The organism is Tissierella pigra (assembly GCF_009695605.1).
Classification (GTDB): Bacteria; Bacillota; Clostridia; order Tissierellales; family Tissierellaceae; genus Tissierella; species Tissierella pigra.
The window spans coordinates 1-22552 of record NZ_VUNQ01000022.1; the positions used below are offsets into that span (position 1 = coordinate 1).

Below are 22552 nucleotides of genomic sequence, written 5' to 3' on the forward strand. Positions count from 1 at the left end.
TACTTTTATTAAGTGAGGATTAAAATAGACATTTCATGTAAAATAAAATTATTTTGCTTAAAATGATCTACTAAAATAATAAAAAATTAATCAGAAGTATTGAAAAATACTACTTGATTTAAAGAGGGTATTTATTGCTAGAAATGATAATATTATTCCAGCTAAAACCGATAGAACTAAATTTCCTTTTATATATGATATAATAGCTGCAATTCCAACACCTATAACAGTTACTATTTTCATTCCGTCAGCAGCAGTCAATATACCTCTTATGATTAGGATACTCAAAGAGGTATAGGGTATATATAGGAGAAACTCCTTCAAACTTTTATTTATATTTCTGTTGTTTAATAATGCTAATGGTATTAACCTTGGCAAATATGTAACTAGAGTCATACCTATTATTAATGGAAAATAGCTTTTCATCTTATTCCTCCTCATTTTTCCTAAAGATGACTACTCCTATGGAAGAAGATATTATAATTCCAAGGATTATATCCCAGCCTGAAGTAAATATCTTAGAATAAAATAATATTACATAAACTACTGCTGATATTATGGATAGGAATAAAATATTCTTTGATTTCTTTATTTCTGGAAAAAGTAATGCTGCAAACATTGCATATAATCCTATACTCAGACTAGACTGCAAAGAAGCAGGAAGTATTTCTCCCACTAAATACCCAGCAATTGTACCTAATGCCCAAGAACTATAGGCTAATATATTTATTGTAAGCACAAAGGGTAAGTCAATCTTATCTTTATTAAAAGAAATTACTGAAAATGTTTCATCAGTGATTCCAAAGGCCACTATGGGTAGAAATTTTTTATTCATATCTTGAAATTCTACTGCCAATGATGCTGACATCATCATATGCCTAAGATTTAATAAGAAAGTTGCAAGTATTATGCTGCCTACAGATACTCCTGCCCTTATAAAATCCAATGCCATAAATTGACTAGCCCCTGCATATACCATTACAGATAAAAGGCTTGTATCTCTAAAAGTAACATCAGTATTTTTTGATAGTAAACCAAAAGCCATAGCTATGGGAAAATACCCTATTACTATTGGTAGTACAGCTATAATTCCCTCCTTTATTCTATCTTTTGTCATATTCCCATCTTCCTTTCTTACATTATCACAATAAAAATTAATAATATTATATTAGTATTACTATGAAAACACAAGGAAAATAAGACAAGTTCACAATTTATACTTAGTATAAATTGTGAACTTGTCTTTTGAGGTCATTATATTGTAAAGATATTTAATCTTTCTTTTAATTCTTGTGATAATCCTTTTAATTTTAATGCTGTTTCATTAAATTCCATGAATTATGTTTAAATTTATGCATATATAATTAAATATCATCTACAATATTACTAAATTTTAAGTCTTCATTGTTTAATTGAAAGTCCTTATTATATCTGTGTTCATCTATGATATTAATTAATATCATATTAATTAATATTAGAAAAACATTTATAATATATACACCTCTTAAACTCCCAGTTAATTTTATTGAAATACCACTTAATAAGAAATTTAGTGCTGTGATTAAACCTTGTATCGGAAATACTACGCTATTTACTTTTTCAAATCCATGTCTGCCAAAAATAGCTGCTGGAAGAGAGGTTGTAAAGTTTGCAGAGCCACCAATAGACATTCCAATCATAAATATAGATATATAAACAAGTATTTTGATTTCTGTAATATTAGCTATAAGTGCTAAAACATACCAAGCTCCAAATATTAACATGGAATTCTTAGTTCCCCACTTTTGATCAATTACACCAAATCCCCATGAACCAACTACTCCAATACATGCTAAAACTGTCATAATACCTATTGCTTGACTCTGAGTAAATCCAAGCTGCATATTCCTTACTACTAACTGCGTCATAATGCCAACAGTAACTAGCTGATACATTCCTGTAGTAATTGCACTTAACCAAAGCTCTTTAGTTTTTAATAGCTTAGATGTAGTCCATCCTCCATCTTCATCTACTACATCTGTATGATATTCTCTTTCATATTCTTCCCTATTTACATTATCTGGAAGCTGCCCTCTCGCTTCTGGCGTATCTCTAACAAAAATAATACCTATTATACCTAGAAATATGGCAGCAATACTAGGCAGTACTACTCCTTTAGAAAGTCCGAAAGATCCTACTGTAGCTGAAATTAAGGGAACATAAAAGGCTGAAGCAAGATTATGCCCCATTGTAGTATATCCCATGACAATTCCTTTTTTCTTAGGAAACCATTTTGCAACCAATGTTCCACCAGCAATATACCCAGCTGACATTGATGCACCTGTTACTATACATAGGCAAATAGCATACATAACTAAAGAATTTGAATAACCTAATCCTAGATATGCAACACCTGACAATATCATACAGATACCTGATGTATATCTGGCACCAATCTTTCTATTTACTTGCCCAAAAATAAGAAAAAAGATAAATCCTACTAATCCTGCTACTGTTCCCATGCTTAGAACAGTAGAATATTCTATACCCATTTTCTCCGTAAAGGCTGGAGCAGTAATGTTTGATCCATCATTTACCATTCCAACATACAACCAAAACATTGCAGCACAATAAATTATTGTTCCCCATCCTGCTTTTCCAAATTTTCCTAGTTGATTGCTAGATTTGCTATTCATACCAATGCCCCCTCAGTATTCTTATTTTCAACTGAATATGAATTCTTCAGGTTTTCCTAGCAATTCTTTAATCCCAGTATTTTTCTTGCTTCAGCAGGTGTTGCTATCTCTCTTCCTATTTCTGCAACTATTCTTTTTGTCCTTTCTACAAACTCTACATTTGATTTTGCTAACCTTCCTGGTCCGTAGTATACATTATCTTCCATTCCTACTCTTACGTGCCCACCAAGAGCTAATGTAGCATATAAAATCGGCAGATGTTGTTTTCCTATTCCCAATGCTCCCCATGTACTTCCCTCTGGTATTAATCCCTTAAGATAAACTAGGTTTTCCACTGTTGCAGCCATTCCTCCTGCCGCCCCTAAAACAAATTGGAAATGTAATGGAGCTTTTAATATTCCTTTCTTCAAGTAATATAAGGCATTGTAAACCATTCCTGCATCAAATATTTCTATTTCTGGTTTTACATTATTTTCTTCCATTGTTTTACCTAACTTTTCTAAAAATGATGGACTATTTTCAAATACTGATGTATGTAACCAGTTCATTGAGCCACAATCATAGGATGCCATTTCTGGTTTCAATTCTACAAATGGCTTCATCCTTATTTCATCTGTTAATCCTAATCCACCTGATGTTGTAAGGTTTAGTACTATATCGCAACGTTCTCTAACTAATTTTACAGTTTCTTCAAATTTCTCAAAACTCATTGATGCATTATCATCATCATCTCTTACATGTATATGAGCTACAGATGCTCCTGCCTTCCAACATTCATATACTTCATCTGCTATTTCCTTAGGTTGTAAAGGTACATAAGGAGTATCAGTTTTTTTAGGCCACGCTCCTGTAGTGGCAACAGTTAATATTACTTTATTGTCCATATTTCTACACCTCATTCTATTTTATTTGTTAATATATGATTTTGTTAATTATAAAACACTTATTAGAATAGATTAGGGAGTATCTTGAAATTAAGATTTGCTATAATTTATAAATACTCCCTAGTTTTTTAATTACTGACCCTATTCTCTAAATCAAAATATATAGACTTATGATTAAAGTCCTCCATATGTGTACACTCTATCTGGTACGTCATTTATATCATCTTCGTCTATTTCTGCTACGCAACGAACCATAGATCCATCTCCCATATACCATCTAATTGGGAAACAGAAGAATCTGAAACGTTTTCCAGAAACTTTATCTAAATCTCCACCAAGGTTTTCAACACCTACGATACCATGTCCCAACATTTGTTTATGACAAGGTTCCCATGTTCCCCAGCATCCTATTGCTTCTAAATCACCAAATTTAGCATCATAGGCTTCTTGACCATGGATTCTGATATATTCTTCTTTATCAAATTCTGCATATGCCTCTTCACCAAATTTTTCTTTATATTCTTCTGTAATTGGTCTTCCTGAAGCACCTGTTAAGTTCATACGAGTACCACCATTATTTCCCATTGCTGTATGAAGTGGATGGTCTAGAGCTTGCATATCCATGGCTACACATTTTACCTTATGCTTTACAAACCATTTTCCAGCTTCAACTCCTGTACCACATGAGTAATGATAATATTCTTTTGAATCATCAAATTTACGGTGCATTCCTGTATTTAAGCAAACAACCATTCCTTCTAATTCCTCTGGTTTAATGTTTGCACGTTTACAAGCATCATCTAAATGTTCTGGTAAAATTAGTCCCCAAGGCTCAATGTTGATTTCAAGGCAAACTGCATCACCTGTATATGCATCTACAGGCATTTCGTGAGTATAACGAGCTCTTCTACCGTCAAATTCAGTTTCCATAACATGACGTGGTGCATCACAATGTGTACCAGTATGCTGAACACAATCGATTCTTTGTGTAAGAACACCACCCTTTGCCAAAGTATGCATTGAATCAATTACTGGTTTTGCAAAATAAGGCCAACGTGGTATTTCTGCACTAAATGGATGGGTTAAATCTACAAATACTTTTTTACTCATTAATAATTCCTCCTCGATTTTAACTTTCTTTAAATCTATTAATTTATTGTTATTCTATATTCTTTGTTGCTTTTATTAGATATTCTATTAATCCTCTTCTAGATTCTTCAATATCTTTTTCTGACCATTCTTGAAATCCTAAGCCTGTTTTAAAACCTAATTCACCCTTTTCAACCTTTTCTTTCAATAAAGGTGATGGTTCAGTAGAGTTTTCTATATGCTTTAGGATGTAATTATGAATAGATAAAGTTAAATCTGTACCTATCATATCTGCATTTTCCAAAGGAGATAATTGAGGTATCCTAAGTCCAAAACTATATTTAATAGCTTCATCTACTGTTTTGGCGTCAGCTATACCTCTTTCTACAATTGATATTGCTTCTCTCCACAATGCATGTTGCAATCTATTTGCTAAAAATCCAGGAACATCTTTATTTACCTTTACTGGTTTCTTTCCTACATATTTCATTATTTCAAATGTTCTATCTGCTATTTCTTCAGATGTAAACTCTGTTTTTACAATTTCCACCAGGGGAATCAAAAAAGGTGGATTCCAAAAATGGGTTCCAACTATTCTATTTTTATTTTTACACTTGCTTCCAATCTCAGTAATACTCATTACTGATGTATTTGAAGCAAGTATTGTATCTGGGCCGCAAATCTCATCTAATTCCTTAAATAAGTTTTGCTTTAATTCCATATCTTCTGGAATATTTTCTATAACCAGTGATGCATCCCTAGTTACATATAATTTATCAGCAGATATTTCTATATTACTTAATACTTCTACAATCTTCTCTCTTGGAAATGCATCATTATCAGCCATAGTTGTTAAATTCTTTCTTATAACTTCATGGGCATTAGAGTTTTCAGGATTCCTTGAGAATATTCTTACTCTTATTCCTTTTGATGCAAATATTTGTGCAATTCCACTTCCCATTAATCCGGAGCCGAATATTGCTATGCTGTTAATCTTTGAATCCATGGTTTTATCCTCCTCTAACCTGCCAAATATCCACCATCAACATATATAGTAGTTCCTGTACAGAAATTACTTGCTGCTGAGGCTAAGAATATACATACACCAACATAATCTTCAGGTTCACCTAATCTTCCAATAGGAAGTCTGGTTAGAAACTTGGTTCTAGCAGTATCATCTTCAAACATCCACTCTGTTAATTCTGATCTAAATACTGTAGGTCCAATGGCATTTACATTTATTCCATACTCTCCCCATTCACAAGCAAGGGATTTAGCCATAAGGTCTATTCCTGCCTTAGATGGACTATATGCAGTATAGCCTTTCATTCCTAATTTTCCTCTTGCAGAGGATACTAAGATAACCTTTCCACCTCTTCCCTGGTCTTTCATAACTTGTCCTGCGTATTTGCAGTATAACCAAGTTCCTAATACATTGGCATCCATAATGGCCTGCCATTCCTCCTTAGGTTGTTCTAAAATAGGCTTAGGATTATTCATACCTGCTGTACATAGTAATATATCTATTCCACCATATTTCTTTACAGTTTCTTCTATAACATTTTTTACATCTTCTTCTTTTACTGGATCACCAACTATATAATCACAGTCTATTCCTTTATCTTTCATCTCTTCATGGAGTTTCTTAAGCTTATCTTCTGATCTTCCAGTAAGCATTACTTTTGCTCCAGCATATCCATAACCCCAAGAAGCGGCTTTTCCTAAATTTCCAGTTGCTCCTGTAACTATGGCTACCTTATTTTTTATATCAAATAAACTATTTACAAAATCTGTTTTTACCATTACCATAAATCAGCACCTCCTATTTATTGAATTTAATTATTTATAACTACTAACATTTTACATGGCTCATTTGTTTCATTTATTATGGTTCTACCTTCAAAAGGCGGGATATATAATGAGTCATTCTTCTTAAGTACAAAGGTTTCCTTATCTGATTTAACAGTTATTTCACCTTCCAAAACAAAATATACCTTTTCTGTTGGAGACTCTGTATAATCATATTCTGCTCCTCCCCCTGGTAAAAAATGAGTAACTCCCATCCAGAATTTTGAAACTCCTGTTTCTTCTTTACCTTGAACCCTTAGGGAAACGCAATCAAAGTGTTTAGGAGCTTTATATGGCTTGACTTCTTTAAATTCAACTAATTTCATATGGCACCTCCTTTATCTTTGTCTATATACTATAGCAACAACCATGCCAATACCTCTAAGTAATTTAAATTAATCTTCATAAGGCATATTATCTAATGTTTACTCAATTAATCTATTTTGACTTAATTCTTTTCATCATAATTCTAGTAACTTTTAATTCAGATATGAATCTGATAATTCACATTTGAATTATGAAAGGATGTCTAAGCATCCTTTCATAATCTTTACTATTTTGCCTCTGAAGCCTTTAACATCTTATAAAATACCATTACACCAATAAATCCACTAAATAGTCCACTTAAAAATCCGCTTATTCCATTACCCATTCCACTTTGAAAGGCAGTCTGTGGAACTGGTATTATCAATAAGTTTATTAAAAAACTTATGACTCCACTTATGACCCCACCTATTATCCCACCCTTAAAAGCCTCTTTTTTTACATTCATCAAATGACCCCCTTTTATTATTTTTTAAGTATGATATACCATACCTATTTATAATTTAATGCAATCAATATGCCAAAAACTTGTCTTGGCAAATAAATTTAACAATTTTCTAACTATTTATTTTAGAACATTTTTATATAACCCACCGGTTATACATTCCATAACATAATATGTATTGTACAATATCTGTTCTCATATGCTAATGTAAAATCAGTATAAGGAAATATTATTATAAATCTAGGGGGGGACAATATGAATACTATTAAGTTTGATGATTCAAAGTGTATCGGTTGTAAAAAATGCTATAGATCTTGTTGGTTAGATGTAATTAGATGGAATGAAGAAAAGAAAAGACCTATAGCAGCATACCCTGAAGACTGTGTAGAATGTAATTTCTGTGAAGTAGTTTGTGATCAAAATGCAGTAGATGTAATAATCGACTATAACAAACCTTTCCCAGAACCATATTTCGCACATAGTACAAAAGAGGAAAGGGGGTTAAAATAATGAGTAGGCATATAATAGAAACTGATGTTTTAGTAGTAGGACATGGTATATCTGGATTAAGTGCTGCCATTTCATCAAAAGAAGATGCTCCAGAATTAAATGTATTAACTGTTGACAAATCGTTTGTAGGTTATGCTGGAAAGGCTAATAAAGGTGGCGGTCATGTATCCTTTATTCCTGATGGAGCCTCCGAACAATACATTGAATATCATACAAGAAATCTTGGAGACTATTTAAATGACCAAGATATGTTAAGAAAATACGCAGAGAATACTAGAAAAGTAATTGATAGATGGGAATCATGGGGAGTAAATTTTGTAGCCAAAGAAAAACCATTTGACTCACATCCAATTATACCTTGGAAAGTTATGTTAGTTGACGGCGATGTAATGATACAAATGGGAAAACACGCAAAAAAAATTGGCGTTAAATCCATGGAAAAAATCACAATAACTGATTTATTAACCAATGGAGATAGAGTAGTTGGGGCATTTGGAATGAGCTTATTGACTGGCAAAACTTATGTATTTAAAGCAAAATCTGTTATATTGGCAAATGGAAATCAAGATTTTAGCATTATGCGAATGTGGGCTTCAGCAAAAGGCGATGGTATTGCAGCAGCATATAGAGCTGGAGCAAAGATAAGAAATGCAGAGTTTGGCAGCTTCTTCAATATAATGCAGGTTGAAAACAATCAAGTAACTTATGGTTCTGAAGACTGCTTAGTCAATTCAGCTGGAGAAAATCCTTCAACAAGAGGAGACTTAGACGAAAGCCTTCGTACAGTAGTTGGTGGAGTTGATCTAGGCAGCATGGATTCTATCTTAATGTATATGTCCGTAAGAGATGGAAAAGGTCCTATTTATGAAAACACTGCTGAAAATAAATTCCCAGGTTCCTTCCCTGGCAGAAACCTTATGTTTTTAGGACAAGCAGACCCTCCTTTTGCAAGACCTTATTCTCAAAAATTCTGGGATAAATTATGGAATAAGAATAAGGCTGAAAGTTACAAGGATGATAATCCATTAAAAGAAGTAATCCCTGGAGTTGTTGCAGAACAAAGTCCACTTTATGTTGATCATCATATGAGAACCAGCTTAGAAGGTCTATTTGCATCAGGAGATATATGTGCTAACGGTAGCTCATGGTCAGGTGCAGTCCCTACACCACCAGGAAGAAACAGAGGTTCAGGACTAATCCATGGAGTGTTTACAGGAACTATTGCTGCTAAATCTGCTACAGACTACGCAAAGAATGCTGAGTTTGGAAGCATATCTGATGAGCAAGTAGAAATACTTGAAAATACACTTAAGTCTCCTTTAAATGTGGAAGAAGGAATAAATCCTAGAGATGTTATTTGGGAAATTAAAAACTTAATGCAACCTATAGAATATACTGGTTACAAAAGTGAAAAAAGACTTCAAGAAGCTTTAGATTATGTTCTTGAGCAGAAAGAAAAACTTAATTTATTAAAAGCAGATGATCCTCATGGTCTAAGTGCTGTAAACGAATGTAAAAGCCATGTTTTATGTGCTGAAATGTTCTTTAGAGCTTCTTTAGAAAGAAAAGAAAGTCGTGGATGGCATATGAGAGAAGATTACAAAGAAAGAGACGATAAAAATTATCTGAAGTGGATAGATATTTCAAATCAAAATGGAGAAATGACACTTTCAACAGAAAACGTTCCTATAGATAATTATAAATATAAACCTGAATAAAAATAAAGTAAGAGTACAAAAAGATTGTACTCTTACTTTATTTTTTATTATTTATAACATATATAAATTTGTCTAAAAATAATTTTATAGCTACGTTCTTATTATCTTTTCTCCAGCCTGCAAATACTTTATGTTCACTTCCGATATCTATGACCTTTAACATATTGTTATTTATTACCCTATGCCATTCATCAAAAATAGCGACTCCTCTTCCTGCTTCAACATTCAACATCATAGATTCAATATTAGAAACTTGAATAATCTTTGGTTCGAATCCTAAGCAATTATATATATCTAAAAGTATTTCTAAACTAGTTCGCTCTAGGGAATCAATAAATATAAAAAAATCTTCGTTTTTAAAATCGCTTATACTTAAATTATTTTTATTGTTCAAATGATTTGATTTAGAATAGACTATAAACCTTTGAATATCTGTAAGGTGTTTCAAATTAATATTTTTAGTATTATCAAAGTTATTGGGTAATGACAATACAATATCTACAGACCCATCATTTAGTTTACTTGATAGATCATTAAAATCACCACTCTCTAAATGAATCATTATATCTGAATGTTCTTCAGCTAATAATTCATCTGCTTCAGCAATATATCTAGATATATCCCATCCAGAAAGAAATGCAATATTCAACTTTGTTATGTCATTACCATTGCTTTGTATTATCTTATTTACAATCTTTTTATACTCATCCCTAGACTCTATAAAAAAGTCGTATATTAATTTCCCTTCAGCACTTAGTTTAATATTTTTACCGCTTCTGTCAAATAGCAAAAATCCTAACTCCTTTTCCAAGTTAGAAATTTGTTTACTTAAGGCAGGCTGAGAAATATACAATATTTCTGCAGTTTTTGAAAAGTTCATATTCTTTACTAATTCAATGAAATAATTTATCTGTAAAATAGTAATCATTCCTATTACCAACCCCTAGTCATAGTTTGTACTATATTAATATTATATCATATTCTAGTAAAAATCACTTATTTATACACCCCTTTATAAGTAAGTGTTTTTTTAACTTCTTAAATTATAATGACAAAATATATTTATTGGATATATTACCATTATGAGAGTTGTGTACAATTGGAAATAACTATATTCATTTATCTTCTAAATACATATAAAACCCTTTATCATAAAGATAAAAGGTTTTATAACTTAAATGTCATCAGTGCTTTGTATAGTAATACTATCCTTTGATTTATAATTAGTATCCACCGAGAAACTGTAATTTAATTTTATGAATACAATCCTTTTAGCTTTTTAGAATATCTATTCATTATAAATCCTGTAATTCGCCCTATACTTAAGGCAGCTATAATAGTACCTTCCCTGATTTGTCCTAAGTTTCCAAATACCAATAAAGATACTCCCAAACTTAATATGACACAAAATATATCAAAAGAGGATTTTACTTTAGAAAACGCAACATTCCACTTCTTTGATATAGCAATACATAAGCCTTCTGGTGCATTTATTACTATATCTGATGTTAATATTAAAAAAAGACCTATAGACACTACAACTAAGCTAAGAACTAAAAGTAGTATCTTTCCTAAATAATTTGTAACAGATAAACCTTGAAATAAATATAGTGCAATATCAGTAAACACACCGAAAACTGATGAAAATCCTACTTGAAGTAAGTCTTTTAGTTTATAATCCTTCTTTAGAATTATTATTTGCAGAACTACACATATGGAGTAAAATAAAAATGTTGTGGTGCCTACTGATTTACCAGATATTTGACTAAATACAGAGGGAATTGAGGTTACAGGAGATACACCTAAATTTGATCTTAATGATAAGGCAATTCCTATGGCAAGTGTAAATAGTCCTACAATATATAGTGAAAATCTTATTATGAATTTTTTCAAAACCTTTTCCTCATTTCTTTACTTTAGGAATGAATTCCATCCCATCTACCTCTAAATATTTCTTCCAGCCCTATATGCATTTATATTTAAATCTATAAACTTTTCTTTTACTGTATTTCTAATAACATCTTCCCAGTCTATATTATCAAGTTCTAACACCTTTGATAAAGCTCCAAATAAAACTATATTCATTGCCTTCTCATTTCCAAGTTCCTTTGCAATTCCTACAGCATCAATGGCTTTAGTATCTGCCTTTAGTTGAAGCTCTTCTAGTATTCCCTCTGGATAATCAACTCTACCTGCTAGTATTGGGGCAGAAGGAATTTGTTGATTATTTACAATGACTTTGCCACCTGGTTTTAAAAACTCTATCAATCTTAAGGCTTCCATTAATTCAAAGGATACTAATATATCAGCTTCTCCCCTTCCAATTATAGGTGAGTAAACCTTTTCTCCAAATCTGATTTGAGTAGTTACACTTCCACCTCTCTGAGCCATACCATGGACTTCAGACATTTTAACATCATATCCAGCTTCTACTAAGCCCTTGGATAATACATTACTAGCTAATATTGTTCCCTGACCACCTACACCAACTAATAATACACTTTTAATACTTGACATTTAATCACCTACCTTCTTACAATAGCATCTTTAGGACACACCTGCGAACATACACTACAGCCAACACATTGTGATTCCATAATAAAGGATTTCTTTTCTATATTATTAAACCTGATTGCTGGACAACCAGTCTTTATACAAATTTTACATCCAATACATAAATCCTTCTTTACAAAATATTTATCCTTTAATACTCCAAATTCTTCTTTATCAGCATCTGAATACTTCTTTAAAACACATGGATATCTTGTAATAATAACGGAAGGCTCTTCAAGGGAAAGTGCCCATTGTAAAGCTTCTCTTACTTCTTCCAATCTATGTGGATTTATAGTTCTTACATTTTTACATCCTAATGCTCTAACTACAGTTTCAATATCTATATCCGCTGATACTTCTCCCTCCAGAGTAAATCCTGTACCAGGATTTTCTTGGTGTCCCGTCATCCCTGTTGTTCTATTGTCTAGTATACAAGTAATTACTTTTCCACCATTATATAGTGTACCTATCAATCCATTTATTCCTGTATGAAAAAATGTTGAATCTCCCATGGTTGCAACTGTTCTCATTTCTTTACCAAACTTATCGAATACTTTTTGAACTCCATGGGCAGTTCCCACGCTTCCGCCCATACAAATACAGGTATCCTTAGCTTTTAGTGGCTCTGATCCACCTAAGCCGTAGCATCCTATATCTCCTGCTACCATTACATTCTTAAACTTCCCTAACTCATAGAAAAATCCCCTATGTGGACAACCAGCACATAAAGTTGGTGGCCTATTAACTACTTTTTCTTCAGCAGTCTCTATTAATTCTTTCTCTATTTCCAATAAGCTTTTTGCAACTATATCTGTATTTAATTCTCCTATATTAGGTATCTTTTCTTTACCTATACAGTTGATTCCATTTGCCTTTAATTGTTCCTCTATATATGGCTCCAGCTCTTCAATTACATAAAGGGTATCTACTTTAGATGCAAAGTCTTTTATTTTTTTCATTGGTAATGGGTAAGTAAATCCTAATTTAAGATAGGACGCTTTATTACTAAAAACCTCCTTAGCATATTGGTAAGAAACTCCGGATGTAACAATCCCAATTTTGCTATTATTCCATTCAATAAAGTTTAGATCTGTTTCATTTGAAAACTCCTCAAGTTTTTTTAATCTATCCTCTAATTTATATCTTAAGGCTCTTGAATAAACTGGCATAGCATCAAATTTAGCATTGTTCTTAGCATAATCCTTGATTGGAGCTTCTACTTTTTCACCTAATTGAACTAAACTCTTACTATGACATACTCTTTGAGTCATTCTAAATAATACAGTAGTATCGTATTTTTCAGATATTTCCACTGCAGACTTTATCATATCTTTACATTCTTGACTATCTGAAGGCTCTAGCATAGCAATTTTTGCAAACTTTGCATAATGTCTATTGTCCTGTTCATTTTGTGAAGACGCCATTCCAGGGTCATCTGCACTAATTAATATCAAGGCTCCATTTACTCCCATATAGGCGTATGTAAACAATGGATCAGCCGCAACATTTACTCCAACCATTTTCATGGCACAAAGTGATCTTGCACCTGCAATAGAAGCACCTATTGCTGTTTCTAATGCTACCTTTTCGTTAGGTGCCCATTCTGATATTATATTATCCTTGAAAAGTGCAATATTTTCAAGGATTTCTGTGCTAGGTGTTCCTGGATATGCCGATGCATATGAAATTCCTGCTTCATATGCACCTTGTGCAACTGCTTCATTCCCCGTCATAAGTTTTTTCATCTATCTTAACCTCCATTAAAATCATCTATTTACCAAACATTTTATAGTTTTTATTGATTTTAAATACGTCATATTAATTTCTATTTATTTGTTTCAATATATTTATATCTAGCATTTCTTCCTGGTTCAATTATTGACAAATCTGCAAATGGATTAGTTATTGGATTATCTACTACCTTATATAGATTATATAGAGATGGTAAAAATACACCCCAATTTCCTATTTCCTCTTCGCAATGTTTTGCCCATATAAGCCCTTCCTCTTTAGTCTCTTTTTTAGCCATTCCAATTGCAGAAGATTTTCCAACTACACCAAAGTCTGTCTTTTGCCATTGATGAATCCTATATCCCATAACTACTGGATTCTTCAATGCTTCATCACCTAATCCAATTCCAGCAACAACAACAACATGCTCATATACTATATAGTCCTTAACTTCTGCGGGTAAAGTATACAAGTCCTCAAATCTTATATATAAATTTTGTCTTATACCATCATCCCATGTTTGAGGTGCTATATGAATAGAACCTATTGGATTTCCATTAACAGGAGCCTTTGCCCATTCTAGATGCTCATGTTCCTCAGGATGCCATAATATAAAACCTTTTTCCATATTACTCCAAAACCAATCTATCATTTTTGGAGTAACCATCTCATGACTCCAATCTAAATGTGTCCCCATGCCATCTTGTATTAATTTCATTATTATTTCCTCCTTATAAAAATCATTACTACCTTTAGATTAGCATCATAATTATAGATTGTAAAATACATATATGGTCATATCCTTATAACCATATGGTTATAAGGATATGACCATATATAATTAATCCCTATTTAATATAAGTCAGTATCTAGTTGAGCATCTTATTATAGTCACTCTATATATTCATTAGCTTCTTCTTCTCCTCGAAGTACCCTAAGAGTACCTAATGCCAAAGATTCCATTTCATTTTCTCCAGGCATTATTTCTACTGGAGCAATAAATTTCACTCTTTTTATTATCCAATTGGTAAACATTTCTGAATAAGCTATTCCTCCTGTAAGAATAATATAATCTATCTCACCTTCCACTACTGTAGCTAACTCACCAATCCCTTTAGCAACTTGGTATGCCATAGCCTCATATACTAATTCTGCATGCTTGTCACCATTTTCAATTCTCTTTTCTACTTCTCTTGCGTCATGGGTATTTAAGTAGGCCTTTAATCCTCCGCTGCCTCTTAATTTCCTATGCATTGTTCTTTCATCATACTTTCCTGAATAACATAAATCTATAAGAGCTTTACAAGGAACCCTTCCTGCCCTTTCTGGGGAAAGAGGTCCTTCATCATCAGCTATAATATCTATCATCTTTCCTTTTTTCTGAACGTTAACCGATATTCCTCCTCCTAAATGTGCTACAATACAGGTTATTTCATTATAATTTTTACCATGTTTCTTTGCCACTTTCATAGCCATTGCTCTTGAATTAAGTACATGGTTTGTACTAGTTCTTGATATATCTGGCATTCCCGAGATCCTTGCTATATCAGTTAATTCATCTACCCTTACAGAATCATATATATATGAAGGTACATCAATAATACTTGCTATCTCATAAGCTATCAAAGCACCTAGATTAGAAGCATGTTCAAAAGCAGGTCTATTTTTAAGCCTGTCTACCATTATATTATTAACTCTATAGGCTCCTGATTTAACAGGGGGAAGCATCCCTCCTCTACCTACTATGGCAGATAGTTCTTCTATATTATACCCTTTATCCTTTAGAAAAGATAAAATCATGTCCTTTCTCATATGGAATTGGTCTTGGATTGTTTGAAATCTTTCTAATTCATTAATATCATGTTCCAAGGTTTCACAGAACAATTCCCTTTCATTTTCATATATAGCTATTTTAGTTGTAGTAGAACCTGGGTTAATTACTAATATCTTATAATCCATTTCATTACCTCCTGATTTTCAATAATACAATTTTGCACTAGTTGATGGCTGCAGACAATACAATTGATAAATATTTTTCTTCAGCAGTTGATCCTCTTGATGTTAAAACAATAGGCACCTTTGCTCCAACTATAAAACCTGCCATTTTAGCTCCTGCTGAATATACTAGAGATTTACCTAGTATATTTCCAACTGTAATATTAGGAACCATTAAAATATCAACATCTTCAGTAACTGGACTAATAAAGTTTTTTATCTCAGCAGATTCTTTACTCATGGCCAAATCATAAGAAATAGGTCCTTCCACTATACAATCCTTTAATATATTCTCTTGATTCATTTTCTTAAGATTATCTGCATCTAGAGTTTCAGGCATATTAGGATTCACTTTTTCTACTGCTGTAAGAACTGCTACTTTAGGACATTCATATCCCATACTTTTAAAAGTAGATACTGCATTTTCTATGATTTGCCTTTTTTCCTCTAAATTTGGATACATCATCATCCCACCATCTGTTACTGCTAATAACTTATGATATCCTGGTATGTCATGAAGTACAACGTGAGACATTACCCTTCCTGTTCTAAGTCCCTTTTCCTTATTCACTACTGCCTTCAAAAGATCTGCTGTTTGAATTTTTCCCTTCATTATAAAATCAGCTTCCCCACTGTGAATTAACCCCACAGCTTTAGTGGCTGCTGCAACATCATCTTCGACTTGTATAATATGCTTGTCATCTAATTCAATATGTAGATTATTTAAGATTCTTTTTATCTCCAATCTATCTCCTATTAATATAGGTTCTACTATATTATTTTGTTTTGCTTTAAATACAGCTTCAAGAGTATGTTCATCTTGAGCTGAAACCACTGCCACTCGTTTTTTAAGCTCAGTACTTTGGACTTTTTTAATTAATTCCTCGAAATTTCTATAAATCATTTTATCCTCCTTTATAAACTCCTATAAGGTATTATTCCATTCTTCTTTTATATATGGCAAATTATAATTATATGAAAGAATAAATTAATATTCATTAGCCATTTCCTCTAATATCATTGCTGTAGAATTTAGTTCCTCAATATTTGCTGTCATTTCTTCTAAAGCTGCAACTTGTTCTTGAAAAAGAATATCGGTTTCATTTATATTTCCTAATATATGATTTATGGATTCTTTCATCCTGTTTAATACAACCTCTATTTTTTGTATTGATTCACTACTGGATGTTGAAAGTTTTCTTACTTCTTCTGCAACTATACCAAAACCTCTGCCATACTCTCCAGCTCTTGCAGCTTCTATAGTAGCATTTAACCCTAATAAATTTGTTTGTCTACCAACTCCATTTATAAATCTTATTATTTCATCGGTACCTTTAGCATCTTCATAGGCATCTTTAGCTATATCTAATACATTAGTATTGGATAAGGTAGCACCTTGTACTCCTGCAAAAATTTGTGTTATAGCTTGGGAAATTTCTTGTAAAGAGCTTGATAAGTTTTCTGACAACAAACCTATCTTTACTTGTTTTTCTAAACTTCTTCCTACACCAAAGGCACCAATAATTTCTCCATTTTCATCTCGAATAGGTACAGATACTGATCTAAAGGTTACACCAAATTTTTCCTCTGGAACAATCACCGATATTGTCTTTTCTTCTTCCATAGTTTCATACATACCATCCCCTTTTGTTACTTCATCACCTCTTCTAGCAGTAACTGGAATATTATCATTTATACTTTGATAAAGAAATTTTTTCCTATCTGTTACTCCTATTATTATATCTTCACTAAAAAGTTCTGGAAGATAAGATGCTATATATATAAAATGATTAAAAATTTCCTCTTTAGTTTTTCCCTCCACAAAATCACCCCTCAATTTTCATTATAAATAAATTCCATTTGATGAACTCACAACATTATACTTGCAATAAATATGCCATATAAATAAAAATCACAATTAGTATAAATACTCTTACTAATTGTGATTTTTTAATTCAATATTGCATTATTGAAATTCATTATTGTATTATTTTTCTATACCTATCTTAATTTTTACAGGGAATTGGTTTCTTTAAGGTTTTAGGTTTTATTCTTCCTGCTTTTATAATTGCCTCTTCCCCACAGACACTAATACAAGATCCACACTGAATACATTCATCTTGATCGATTATGTGAATATACCTCTTCTTCCCTAATATTGCTTCTTCTTCACATATATTCTGACATTCATTACATCCATTACATTTATCATCAAGGATATGGTAGGTTATAAACTTACTACATACAGCAGCTTTACAATCTTTTTTTATTATATGTCCTAAGATTTCCTCTTTGAAATTATTAATAGCAGTTATTACTGTATTACCAGCTGCTATCCCAATATCGCATAAAGATTGATTCCGCATCTGATTACATAAGTCCAACAATTGCTCAATATCTTCAGCTTTTCCTCTTTTATTTGCAATATCAGATAAAATCATATAAATCTGTGTAGTCCCTTCATGCCCAAAAACGCAACGTCCACAAGATTCACTTAAATATCTTTTTGAAATATCAACAAGCCTATCTAAAATACAATGACTTTCATCAAAAATAAATATATAATCTGTAGTCAGTTCAATTTCATCATCTAATTGTTCATCTGATATTAAAGTTCCCATAGGATATCCAAAGTACATTCCCTTAAATTTATTATCAGATCTGCACTGATTCAATATATCCCTTGGTTTTACATTTTTATTAAAAGAAAATAATCCTTTGTTTTTAATATTACCATTAATAAACACAGCCTTATTTTTAGACCCTAATAGTTCTTCAACAGAGTATATTGGTAATTTTTTATTAATTCCATATGGTATTGGTTTTTCGCCTTTAATTAAACTTTCAATTGCTGTTAAGTTCCCATAAACAAAATTATTTATGACTTCTGTTTCTAAAATTTCTATATTTGAATCTGGTAAAGTTTTTATTTGTTCTTTTAGTAAGTCTATTGTCTTTTTGTCCTTTTTATCAACAATTAAATATTTTTTAATCATTGGATCTTCTGATATTGAATCTATAACCTGTGAGATATTATCCTTTAATATTTCTAGAGAAACTGGTGCTTCTGAATATATAGGTACAGTATTGCAAACTATTGTGTTGTCCATTTTCATCACCTCTAATATTCATTCCAAAATTTTGGATTATTTAGATTTAACCTTAGATCACATTGCAAACATCTATTAGCTTCTTTCATTGCTAACTCTTCTTCAAATGCATTTTCAATTGTTTCAAAACTACTCTTCCTTCTATCTAAGGATATCATAGATGGGCTATTTCTTTCTAGGTCTCCAAAACCTGGACATTGTCCAATATACGGATCTGGAATTTCATATTCTAATAGCTTTTCAGTAATATCCCCATCCCCCCCAAAATATTTATCTATTTCTTCTGCTGCTTTTCTTCCTGCTACAATAGCTTCTACTACAGACTTGGTTCCTGTAACTACATCTCCTGCAGCATATACTCCCTCTATATTTGTTTTTAAACTATTATCTACTTTAATATAGGAATTATTTATTAATTCTAAATTCATTTTATCGGTTCCATAAGGTCTCTGTCCTACTGCAAATATTACATTATCAACTTCTACTATTTCCTCCGTGCCTTCTACTAATTCTAAAACTGCTCTTCGATTTTCATCAAAATAAAACTTATCTACCTTCTTTAATTCTACTCCTTGAACCTTTTCCTCTCCCGTAATCCTTAAGAATGAGTGTCCAGAGTGCAATATAATGCCTTCTTCTTTACCTTCTTGAATCTCATCCTTTCCTGCTGTCATTTTGTCTATTGTTTCAAGGCAAGCTATATGAACCTCTTCCACTCCTAGCCTAATGGCTGTTCTGGCACAATCATAAGCCACATTACCACCACCTAGAACCATGAGTTTTTTACCTAGTTTTATCCTTTCTCCTCGCCTTGTTCTTTTTAGGAAGTCTGTATTTACATAAACTCCATCCAAATCATTTCCATCTATTGGAAGCTTAGTACCGTTATGAGTTCCTATAGTAATCAATACAGAATCATAGCCTTCTTCCAATAACTCTTTTGGCGAATTAATTTTTCTTCCAGTAACTAAGTTTACTCCCTCATCAATAATAGTTGATATTTCTTTATCCAATAGCTCATCTGACAATCTATATGATGGAATTCCATATCTACATTGACCACCGGCTTTTTCATTCTCTTCAAATACTGTAACTTCATGTCCCTTTTTATTTAAATAATATGCAGCTGTTAAACCTGCTGGCCCAGCACCTATAACTCCTACCTTTTTTCCTGTTCTATTAGAATTAAGTGCATTGTTTTTCCATTGAGCATTATCATTTACAGAGGCAGCTCTCTTTAATTTGCAAATGGAAATAGGTTTTCCTAATTCATTTCTTTTACAGTTATCTTCACACAAATGATTACATACACTTCCTAATATCTCTGGAAATGGTACCTTCTCTCTGATTACTGCTGTGGCTTTAGAAAAATCACCTTCTTTTATATATCTAATATATCTTGGAATATCTATATGGGCAGGACAAGCAGTTTTACATGGTACTATTGCTTCTCTATATGATATATCTTCATTAAGAACACCAACAGCATCCATTATAGATCCAGTTGGGCAAACCTCTATACAAGCACCACAGAACCTGCAGCCAGCTTCACGTAAGGATACTCCTTCATCTACTCCCACTTGAATACCATCCTTGGTTCTTTGATAATCTAAAACTTTAACTCCACGTAATTCCCTGCAGGCTCTGATACATCGTCCACAACGAATACATCTAGTAAATAGATGTCTAATCAATGGGTTACTTTCATCAGTTTGTACTGTTCTTGTTTTTCTTCTCCATCCCTCTGGACCTACACCCATATATTGATATAGAGATTGTAATTCACAATTTCCATACTTAGGGCATCCTGTACAATCTGCAGGATGGGTAGCTAATATTAATTCCATGGCCATTTTTCTTGTTTTATCTGCTTTTGGCGAATCAACCTTAATAACCATGCCATCTCTTGCCATTGTTTTACAGGCTGGTACTGGCTCTTCTATTCCTTCCACTTCTACAGAACACAACCTGCATCCACCAACTGCCTCTAAATCTGGGTGTTTACATAGATGCGGTATGTATATGCCTGAGTCAGCTGCCATATCCAGAATGAACTTACCTTCATCTGCTATTATTTCTTTTCCATCAATTACTATTTTCATCTTTAGCATTTCCTCCTTAAATTAGTCTAGCTGAATATTATCAGCCAGACCATATATCCTATAAGGAATATTTATTATAATTTTTATAATGAATTTGCTGCATTTTCACCAGCAATACGCCCACTATTTAGACAGAATCCCATTGTATTTCCTGCCAGTATAAATGGATAGCTGTCCCCATAAATATTACAGGCATCAGTACCCACTGCATATAGACCTTGAATTACTTTTGAATCCTGAGTCATTACCTCTGTTCTATGATTAATTAAAATTCCACCTAAACTTCCATATGCTCCTACATTTTGACGACAGCAATAAAATGGCCCTTTGGCAATTGGTTGCATATAAGCCCTATCTTTTTCAAATATTTCATCAAATCCTGCTTCACACATACTGTTATATTCTTCTACTTGATCTAGCAATCCTTGGACGTCAATCCCTGCCTTTTCTGCAAGTTCTTCAATTGTATCAGCTTGTGTTATTGGCTCATATCCCTCTGCAATATCTCTCTCCCACTGCTCATCAAAATGATCAAATAAGTCATGAGGGTGTACGTGTGATACTATATCTGCTCCATGTTTCTTATATCTCTTTAACATTCTGCTATCAAAAATTGAAAACGCCACATGACCTGGCTGTGCAGATATTGCATTACCTGTAAATGTTGTATTTCCAATTTGATCCTCTGGCATAAATCTTTCTCCATTTCTATTTACCCATAGACAAGGTTGGCGGAAAACTCCATCAAGGATAAAGTGATTCATGTTATCTGGTAATTGATACATTAGCTCCATTGTACATTTAGTTTGACCTGCACCTGCTTCCCAAGCCATCTTAATTCCTTCACCTTTCATGCCTGGAATAGCAAAGTTAAAAATAGTCTCTCCAAATTTATATCCAGTTTCTTCTCTAATCATTTCTGGGTTATCACCGAATCCGCCAGTTGCTAATATAATAGATTTCGCTCTAGCTTCAATTTCTTGCCCATCTTTATCCTTTGCAAAAACTCCCACTGCCTTGCCGTCTTCCATGATTATTTTCGTTACTGGAGTTTCTAATAAAATTTCCACACCTAATTCTATAGCTCTTTCGGTCATTTTCTTTGTCATAGTTGATGCACAACGTGGTCCTGGAGGTCCACCACCTTCTGGTTTTACAACATGCCACGTAAATTCACCATCGGAATATGGCCTAGTTGCTTCTGGAGCACTAAATGCTCTTTGTACTCCAACAAATTCAACACCCATATCCATTAACCAATCTATGGTATCACCAGATTTGAAATAATAATCACGAACTAAACGTGCATTCACGCCATAATGTGTAAAATACATATGTTTTCTAAATGCTTCTCCCGGTGATAAAGAAACCATTTGTTGTTTTTGTATTGAGGATCCTACTCCTAAAGGCCCCATACCCATATTTGCAGCTCCACCTGTTGTATTTGATTTTTCAAAGGTTATTACATTAGCTCCATTTTCTGCTGCTGCAATACTTGCTGCTAAACCTGATAATCCTGCCGCAACTACAATTACATCTGTTTCCAACTTTTTCATATCTTGTTCCTC

22 protein-coding genes are annotated in these 22552 nt (G+C 32.7%); 2 read left to right on the plus strand and 20 right to left on the minus strand.

Annotated features, from left to right (window positions below):
* Window positions 1–90: 90 nt before the first annotated feature.
* The 9 genes from FYJ83_RS10960 to FYJ83_RS11000 all read right to left on the minus strand — a co-directional run bounded on the left by FYJ83_RS10960 (window position 91) and on the right by FYJ83_RS11000 (window position 7268).
* On the minus strand, window positions 91–426 hold the full coding sequence (locus tag FYJ83_RS10960) for an AzlD domain-containing protein (protein WP_154440515.1): 336 nt from the start codon (window positions 424–426) through the stop codon (window positions 91–93).
* A gap of 1 nt (window position 427) precedes the next feature.
* On the minus strand, window positions 428–1117 hold the full coding sequence (locus tag FYJ83_RS10965) for an AzlC family ABC transporter permease (protein ID WP_154440517.1): 690 nt from the start codon (window positions 1115–1117) through the stop codon (window positions 428–430).
* A gap of 247 nt (window positions 1118–1364) precedes the next feature.
* Complete coding sequence (locus FYJ83_RS10970) at window positions 1365–2675, minus strand: MFS transporter (protein ID WP_154440519.1); 1311 nt, start codon at window positions 2673–2675, stop codon at window positions 1365–1367.
* Between the two features lie 56 nt (window positions 2676–2731).
* Window positions 2732–3559 (minus strand): beta-keto acid cleavage family enzyme, encoded by an 828-nt coding sequence (locus FYJ83_RS10975; protein ID WP_154440521.1) that lies wholly within the window; start codon window positions 3557–3559, stop codon window positions 2732–2734.
* A 174-nt stretch (window positions 3560–3733) separates the two neighbouring features.
* Window positions 3734–4669, minus strand: a complete 936-nt coding sequence (locus tag FYJ83_RS10980) for a cyclase family protein (protein ID WP_154440523.1) — start codon at window positions 4667–4669, stop codon at window positions 3734–3736.
* Window positions 4670–4718: 49 nt separating this feature from the next.
* Entirely contained in the window at window positions 4719–5654 is a 936-nt protein-coding gene (locus tag FYJ83_RS10985) for a 3-hydroxyacyl-CoA dehydrogenase family protein (RefSeq protein ID WP_154440525.1), read from the minus strand.
* Window positions 5655–5668: 14 nt separating this feature from the next.
* Window positions 5669–6457 (minus strand): SDR family NAD(P)-dependent oxidoreductase, encoded by a 789-nt coding sequence (locus tag FYJ83_RS10990; protein ID WP_154440527.1) that lies wholly within the window; start codon window positions 6455–6457, stop codon window positions 5669–5671.
* A 26-nt stretch (window positions 6458–6483) separates the two neighbouring features.
* Window positions 6484–6822: a cupin domain-containing protein gene (locus tag FYJ83_RS10995; protein ID WP_154440529.1), complete on the minus strand. Its 339-nt coding sequence runs from the start codon at window positions 6820–6822 to the stop codon at window positions 6484–6486.
* A 227-nt stretch (window positions 6823–7049) separates the two neighbouring features.
* Window positions 7050–7268, minus strand: coding sequence for a hypothetical protein (locus FYJ83_RS11000; RefSeq protein WP_154440531.1), 219 nt, complete (start codon window positions 7266–7268; stop codon window positions 7050–7052).
* A gap of 252 nt (window positions 7269–7520) precedes the next feature.
* Between FYJ83_RS11000 and FYJ83_RS11005 the strand changes: the two genes are divergently transcribed.
* Both FYJ83_RS11005 and FYJ83_RS11010 read left to right on the plus strand, forming a co-directional pair.
* Window positions 7521–7775 (plus strand): 4Fe-4S dicluster domain-containing protein, encoded by a 255-nt coding sequence (locus FYJ83_RS11005; protein WP_154440533.1) that lies wholly within the window; start codon window positions 7521–7523, stop codon window positions 7773–7775.
* The gene (locus FYJ83_RS11010) at window positions 7775–9493 is read left to right on the plus strand and encodes an FAD-dependent oxidoreductase (protein WP_154440535.1); all 1719 of its coding nucleotides are present in this window, start codon (window positions 7775–7777) and stop codon (window positions 9491–9493) included. The genes FYJ83_RS11005 and FYJ83_RS11010 overlap by 1 nt, the downstream gene beginning before the upstream one ends.
* 37 nt (window positions 9494–9530) lie before the next feature.
* On the opposite strand, the gene FYJ83_RS11015 is transcribed toward FYJ83_RS11010, so the two are convergent.
* The 11 genes from FYJ83_RS11015 to FYJ83_RS11065 all read right to left on the minus strand — a co-directional run bounded on the left by FYJ83_RS11015 (window position 9531) and on the right by FYJ83_RS11065 (window position 22540).
* Window positions 9531–10421, minus strand: coding sequence for a LysR family transcriptional regulator (locus FYJ83_RS11015; RefSeq protein WP_154440537.1), 891 nt, complete (start codon window positions 10419–10421; stop codon window positions 9531–9533).
* A gap of 326 nt (window positions 10422–10747) precedes the next feature.
* Window positions 10748–11386: a YczE/YyaS/YitT family protein gene (locus FYJ83_RS11020; RefSeq protein ID WP_154440539.1), complete on the minus strand. Its 639-nt coding sequence runs from the start codon at window positions 11384–11386 to the stop codon at window positions 10748–10750.
* Window positions 11387–11437: 51 nt separating this feature from the next.
* Window positions 11438–12010 (minus strand): indolepyruvate oxidoreductase subunit beta, encoded by a 573-nt coding sequence (locus FYJ83_RS11025; RefSeq protein ID WP_154440540.1) that lies wholly within the window; start codon window positions 12008–12010, stop codon window positions 11438–11440.
* An 8-nt stretch (window positions 12011–12018) separates the two neighbouring features.
* Window positions 12019–13791: an indolepyruvate ferredoxin oxidoreductase subunit alpha gene (iorA, locus tag FYJ83_RS11030; RefSeq protein WP_154440541.1), complete on the minus strand. Its 1773-nt coding sequence runs from the start codon at window positions 13789–13791 to the stop codon at window positions 12019–12021.
* Window positions 13792–13871: 80 nt separating this feature from the next.
* Entirely contained in the window at window positions 13872–14495 is a 624-nt protein-coding gene (locus FYJ83_RS11035) for a hypothetical protein (RefSeq protein WP_154440542.1), read from the minus strand.
* Window positions 14496–14668: 173 nt separating this feature from the next.
* The gene (gene buk / locus FYJ83_RS11040; RefSeq protein ID WP_154440543.1) at window positions 14669–15736 is read right to left on the minus strand and encodes a butyrate kinase; all 1068 of its coding nucleotides are present in this window, start codon (window positions 15734–15736) and stop codon (window positions 14669–14671) included.
* A 37-nt stretch (window positions 15737–15773) separates the two neighbouring features.
* Window positions 15774–16676, minus strand: coding sequence for a bifunctional enoyl-CoA hydratase/phosphate acetyltransferase (locus FYJ83_RS11045; RefSeq protein ID WP_154440544.1), 903 nt, complete (start codon window positions 16674–16676; stop codon window positions 15774–15776).
* Between the two features lie 84 nt (window positions 16677–16760).
* Window positions 16761–17594, minus strand: a complete 834-nt coding sequence (locus FYJ83_RS20295; protein WP_326828337.1) for a methyl-accepting chemotaxis protein — start codon at window positions 17592–17594, stop codon at window positions 16761–16763.
* Window positions 17595–17778: 184 nt separating this feature from the next.
* Window positions 17779–18882: an NADH-ubiquinone oxidoreductase-F iron-sulfur binding region domain-containing protein gene (locus tag FYJ83_RS11055; protein ID WP_154440545.1), complete on the minus strand. Its 1104-nt coding sequence runs from the start codon at window positions 18880–18882 to the stop codon at window positions 17779–17781.
* 11 nt (window positions 18883–18893) lie between these two features.
* Window positions 18894–20984, minus strand: a complete 2091-nt coding sequence (locus FYJ83_RS11060; RefSeq protein ID WP_154440546.1) for an FAD-dependent oxidoreductase — start codon at window positions 20982–20984, stop codon at window positions 18894–18896.
* Window positions 20985–21067: 83 nt separating this feature from the next.
* Complete coding sequence (locus FYJ83_RS11065) at window positions 21068–22540, minus strand: FAD-dependent oxidoreductase (protein ID WP_154440548.1); 1473 nt, start codon at window positions 22538–22540, stop codon at window positions 21068–21070.
* Between the last annotated feature and the right edge of the window lie 12 nt (window positions 22541–22552).

Excerpts from the sequence above, each read along its gene's own strand:
- FYJ83_RS11055 (WP_154440545.1), bottom strand. The coding sequence starts at position 18,882 with ATGGACAACACAATAGTTTGCAATACTGTACCTATATATTCAGAAGCA.
- buk (WP_154440543.1), bottom strand. The coding sequence starts at position 15,736 with ATGGATTATAAGATATTAGTAATTAACCCAGGTTCTACTACAACTAAA.
- FYJ83_RS10985 (WP_154440525.1), bottom strand. The coding sequence starts at position 5,654 with ATGGATTCAAAGATTAACAGCATAGCAATATTCGGCTCCGGATTAATG.
- FYJ83_RS11060 (WP_154440546.1), bottom strand. The coding sequence starts at position 20,984 with ATGAAAATAGTAATTGATGGAAAAGAAATAATAGCAGATGAAGGTAAG.
- FYJ83_RS11065 (WP_154440548.1), bottom strand. The coding sequence starts at position 22,540 with ATGAAAAAGTTGGAAACAGATGTAATTGTAGTTGCGGCAGGATTATCA.
- FYJ83_RS11000 (WP_154440531.1), bottom strand. The coding sequence starts at position 7,268 with ATGAATGTAAAAAAAGAGGCTTTTAAGGGTGGGATAATAGGTGGGGTC.
- FYJ83_RS10990 (WP_154440527.1), bottom strand. The coding sequence starts at position 6,457 with ATGGTAATGGTAAAAACAGATTTTGTAAATAGTTTATTTGATATAAAA.
- FYJ83_RS11025 (WP_154440540.1), bottom strand. The coding sequence starts at position 12,010 with ATGTCAAGTATTAAAAGTGTATTATTAGTTGGTGTAGGTGGTCAGGGA.
- FYJ83_RS10995 (WP_154440529.1), bottom strand. The coding sequence starts at position 6,822 with ATGAAATTAGTTGAATTTAAAGAAGTCAAGCCATATAAAGCTCCTAAA.
- FYJ83_RS11045 (WP_154440544.1), bottom strand. The coding sequence starts at position 16,676 with ATGATTTATAGAAATTTCGAGGAATTAATTAAAAAAGTCCAAAGTACT.
- FYJ83_RS10980 (WP_154440523.1), bottom strand. The coding sequence starts at position 4,669 with ATGAGTAAAAAAGTATTTGTAGATTTAACCCATCCATTTAGTGCAGAA.
- FYJ83_RS10960 (WP_154440515.1), bottom strand. The coding sequence starts at position 426 with ATGAAAAGCTATTTTCCATTAATAATAGGTATGACTCTAGTTACATAT.
- FYJ83_RS10975 (WP_154440521.1), bottom strand. The coding sequence starts at position 3,559 with ATGGACAATAAAGTAATATTAACTGTTGCCACTACAGGAGCGTGGCCT.
- FYJ83_RS10970 (WP_154440519.1), bottom strand. The coding sequence starts at position 2,675 with ATGAATAGCAAATCTAGCAATCAACTAGGAAAATTTGGAAAAGCAGGA.
- FYJ83_RS11015 (WP_154440537.1), bottom strand. The coding sequence starts at position 10,421 with ATGATTACTATTTTACAGATAAATTATTTCATTGAATTAGTAAAGAAT.
- FYJ83_RS10965 (WP_154440517.1), bottom strand. The coding sequence starts at position 1,117 with ATGACAAAAGATAGAATAAAGGAGGGAATTATAGCTGTACTACCAATA.
- iorA (WP_154440541.1), bottom strand. The coding sequence starts at position 13,791 with ATGAAAAAACTTATGACGGGGAATGAAGCAGTTGCACAAGGTGCATAT.
- FYJ83_RS11035 (WP_154440542.1), bottom strand. The coding sequence starts at position 14,495 with ATGAAATTAATACAAGATGGCATGGGGACACATTTAGATTGGAGTCAT.
- FYJ83_RS11010 (WP_154440535.1), top strand. The coding sequence starts at position 7,775 with ATGAGTAGGCATATAATAGAAACTGATGTTTTAGTAGTAGGACATGGT.
- FYJ83_RS11005 (WP_154440533.1), top strand. The coding sequence starts at position 7,521 with ATGAATACTATTAAGTTTGATGATTCAAAGTGTATCGGTTGTAAAAAA.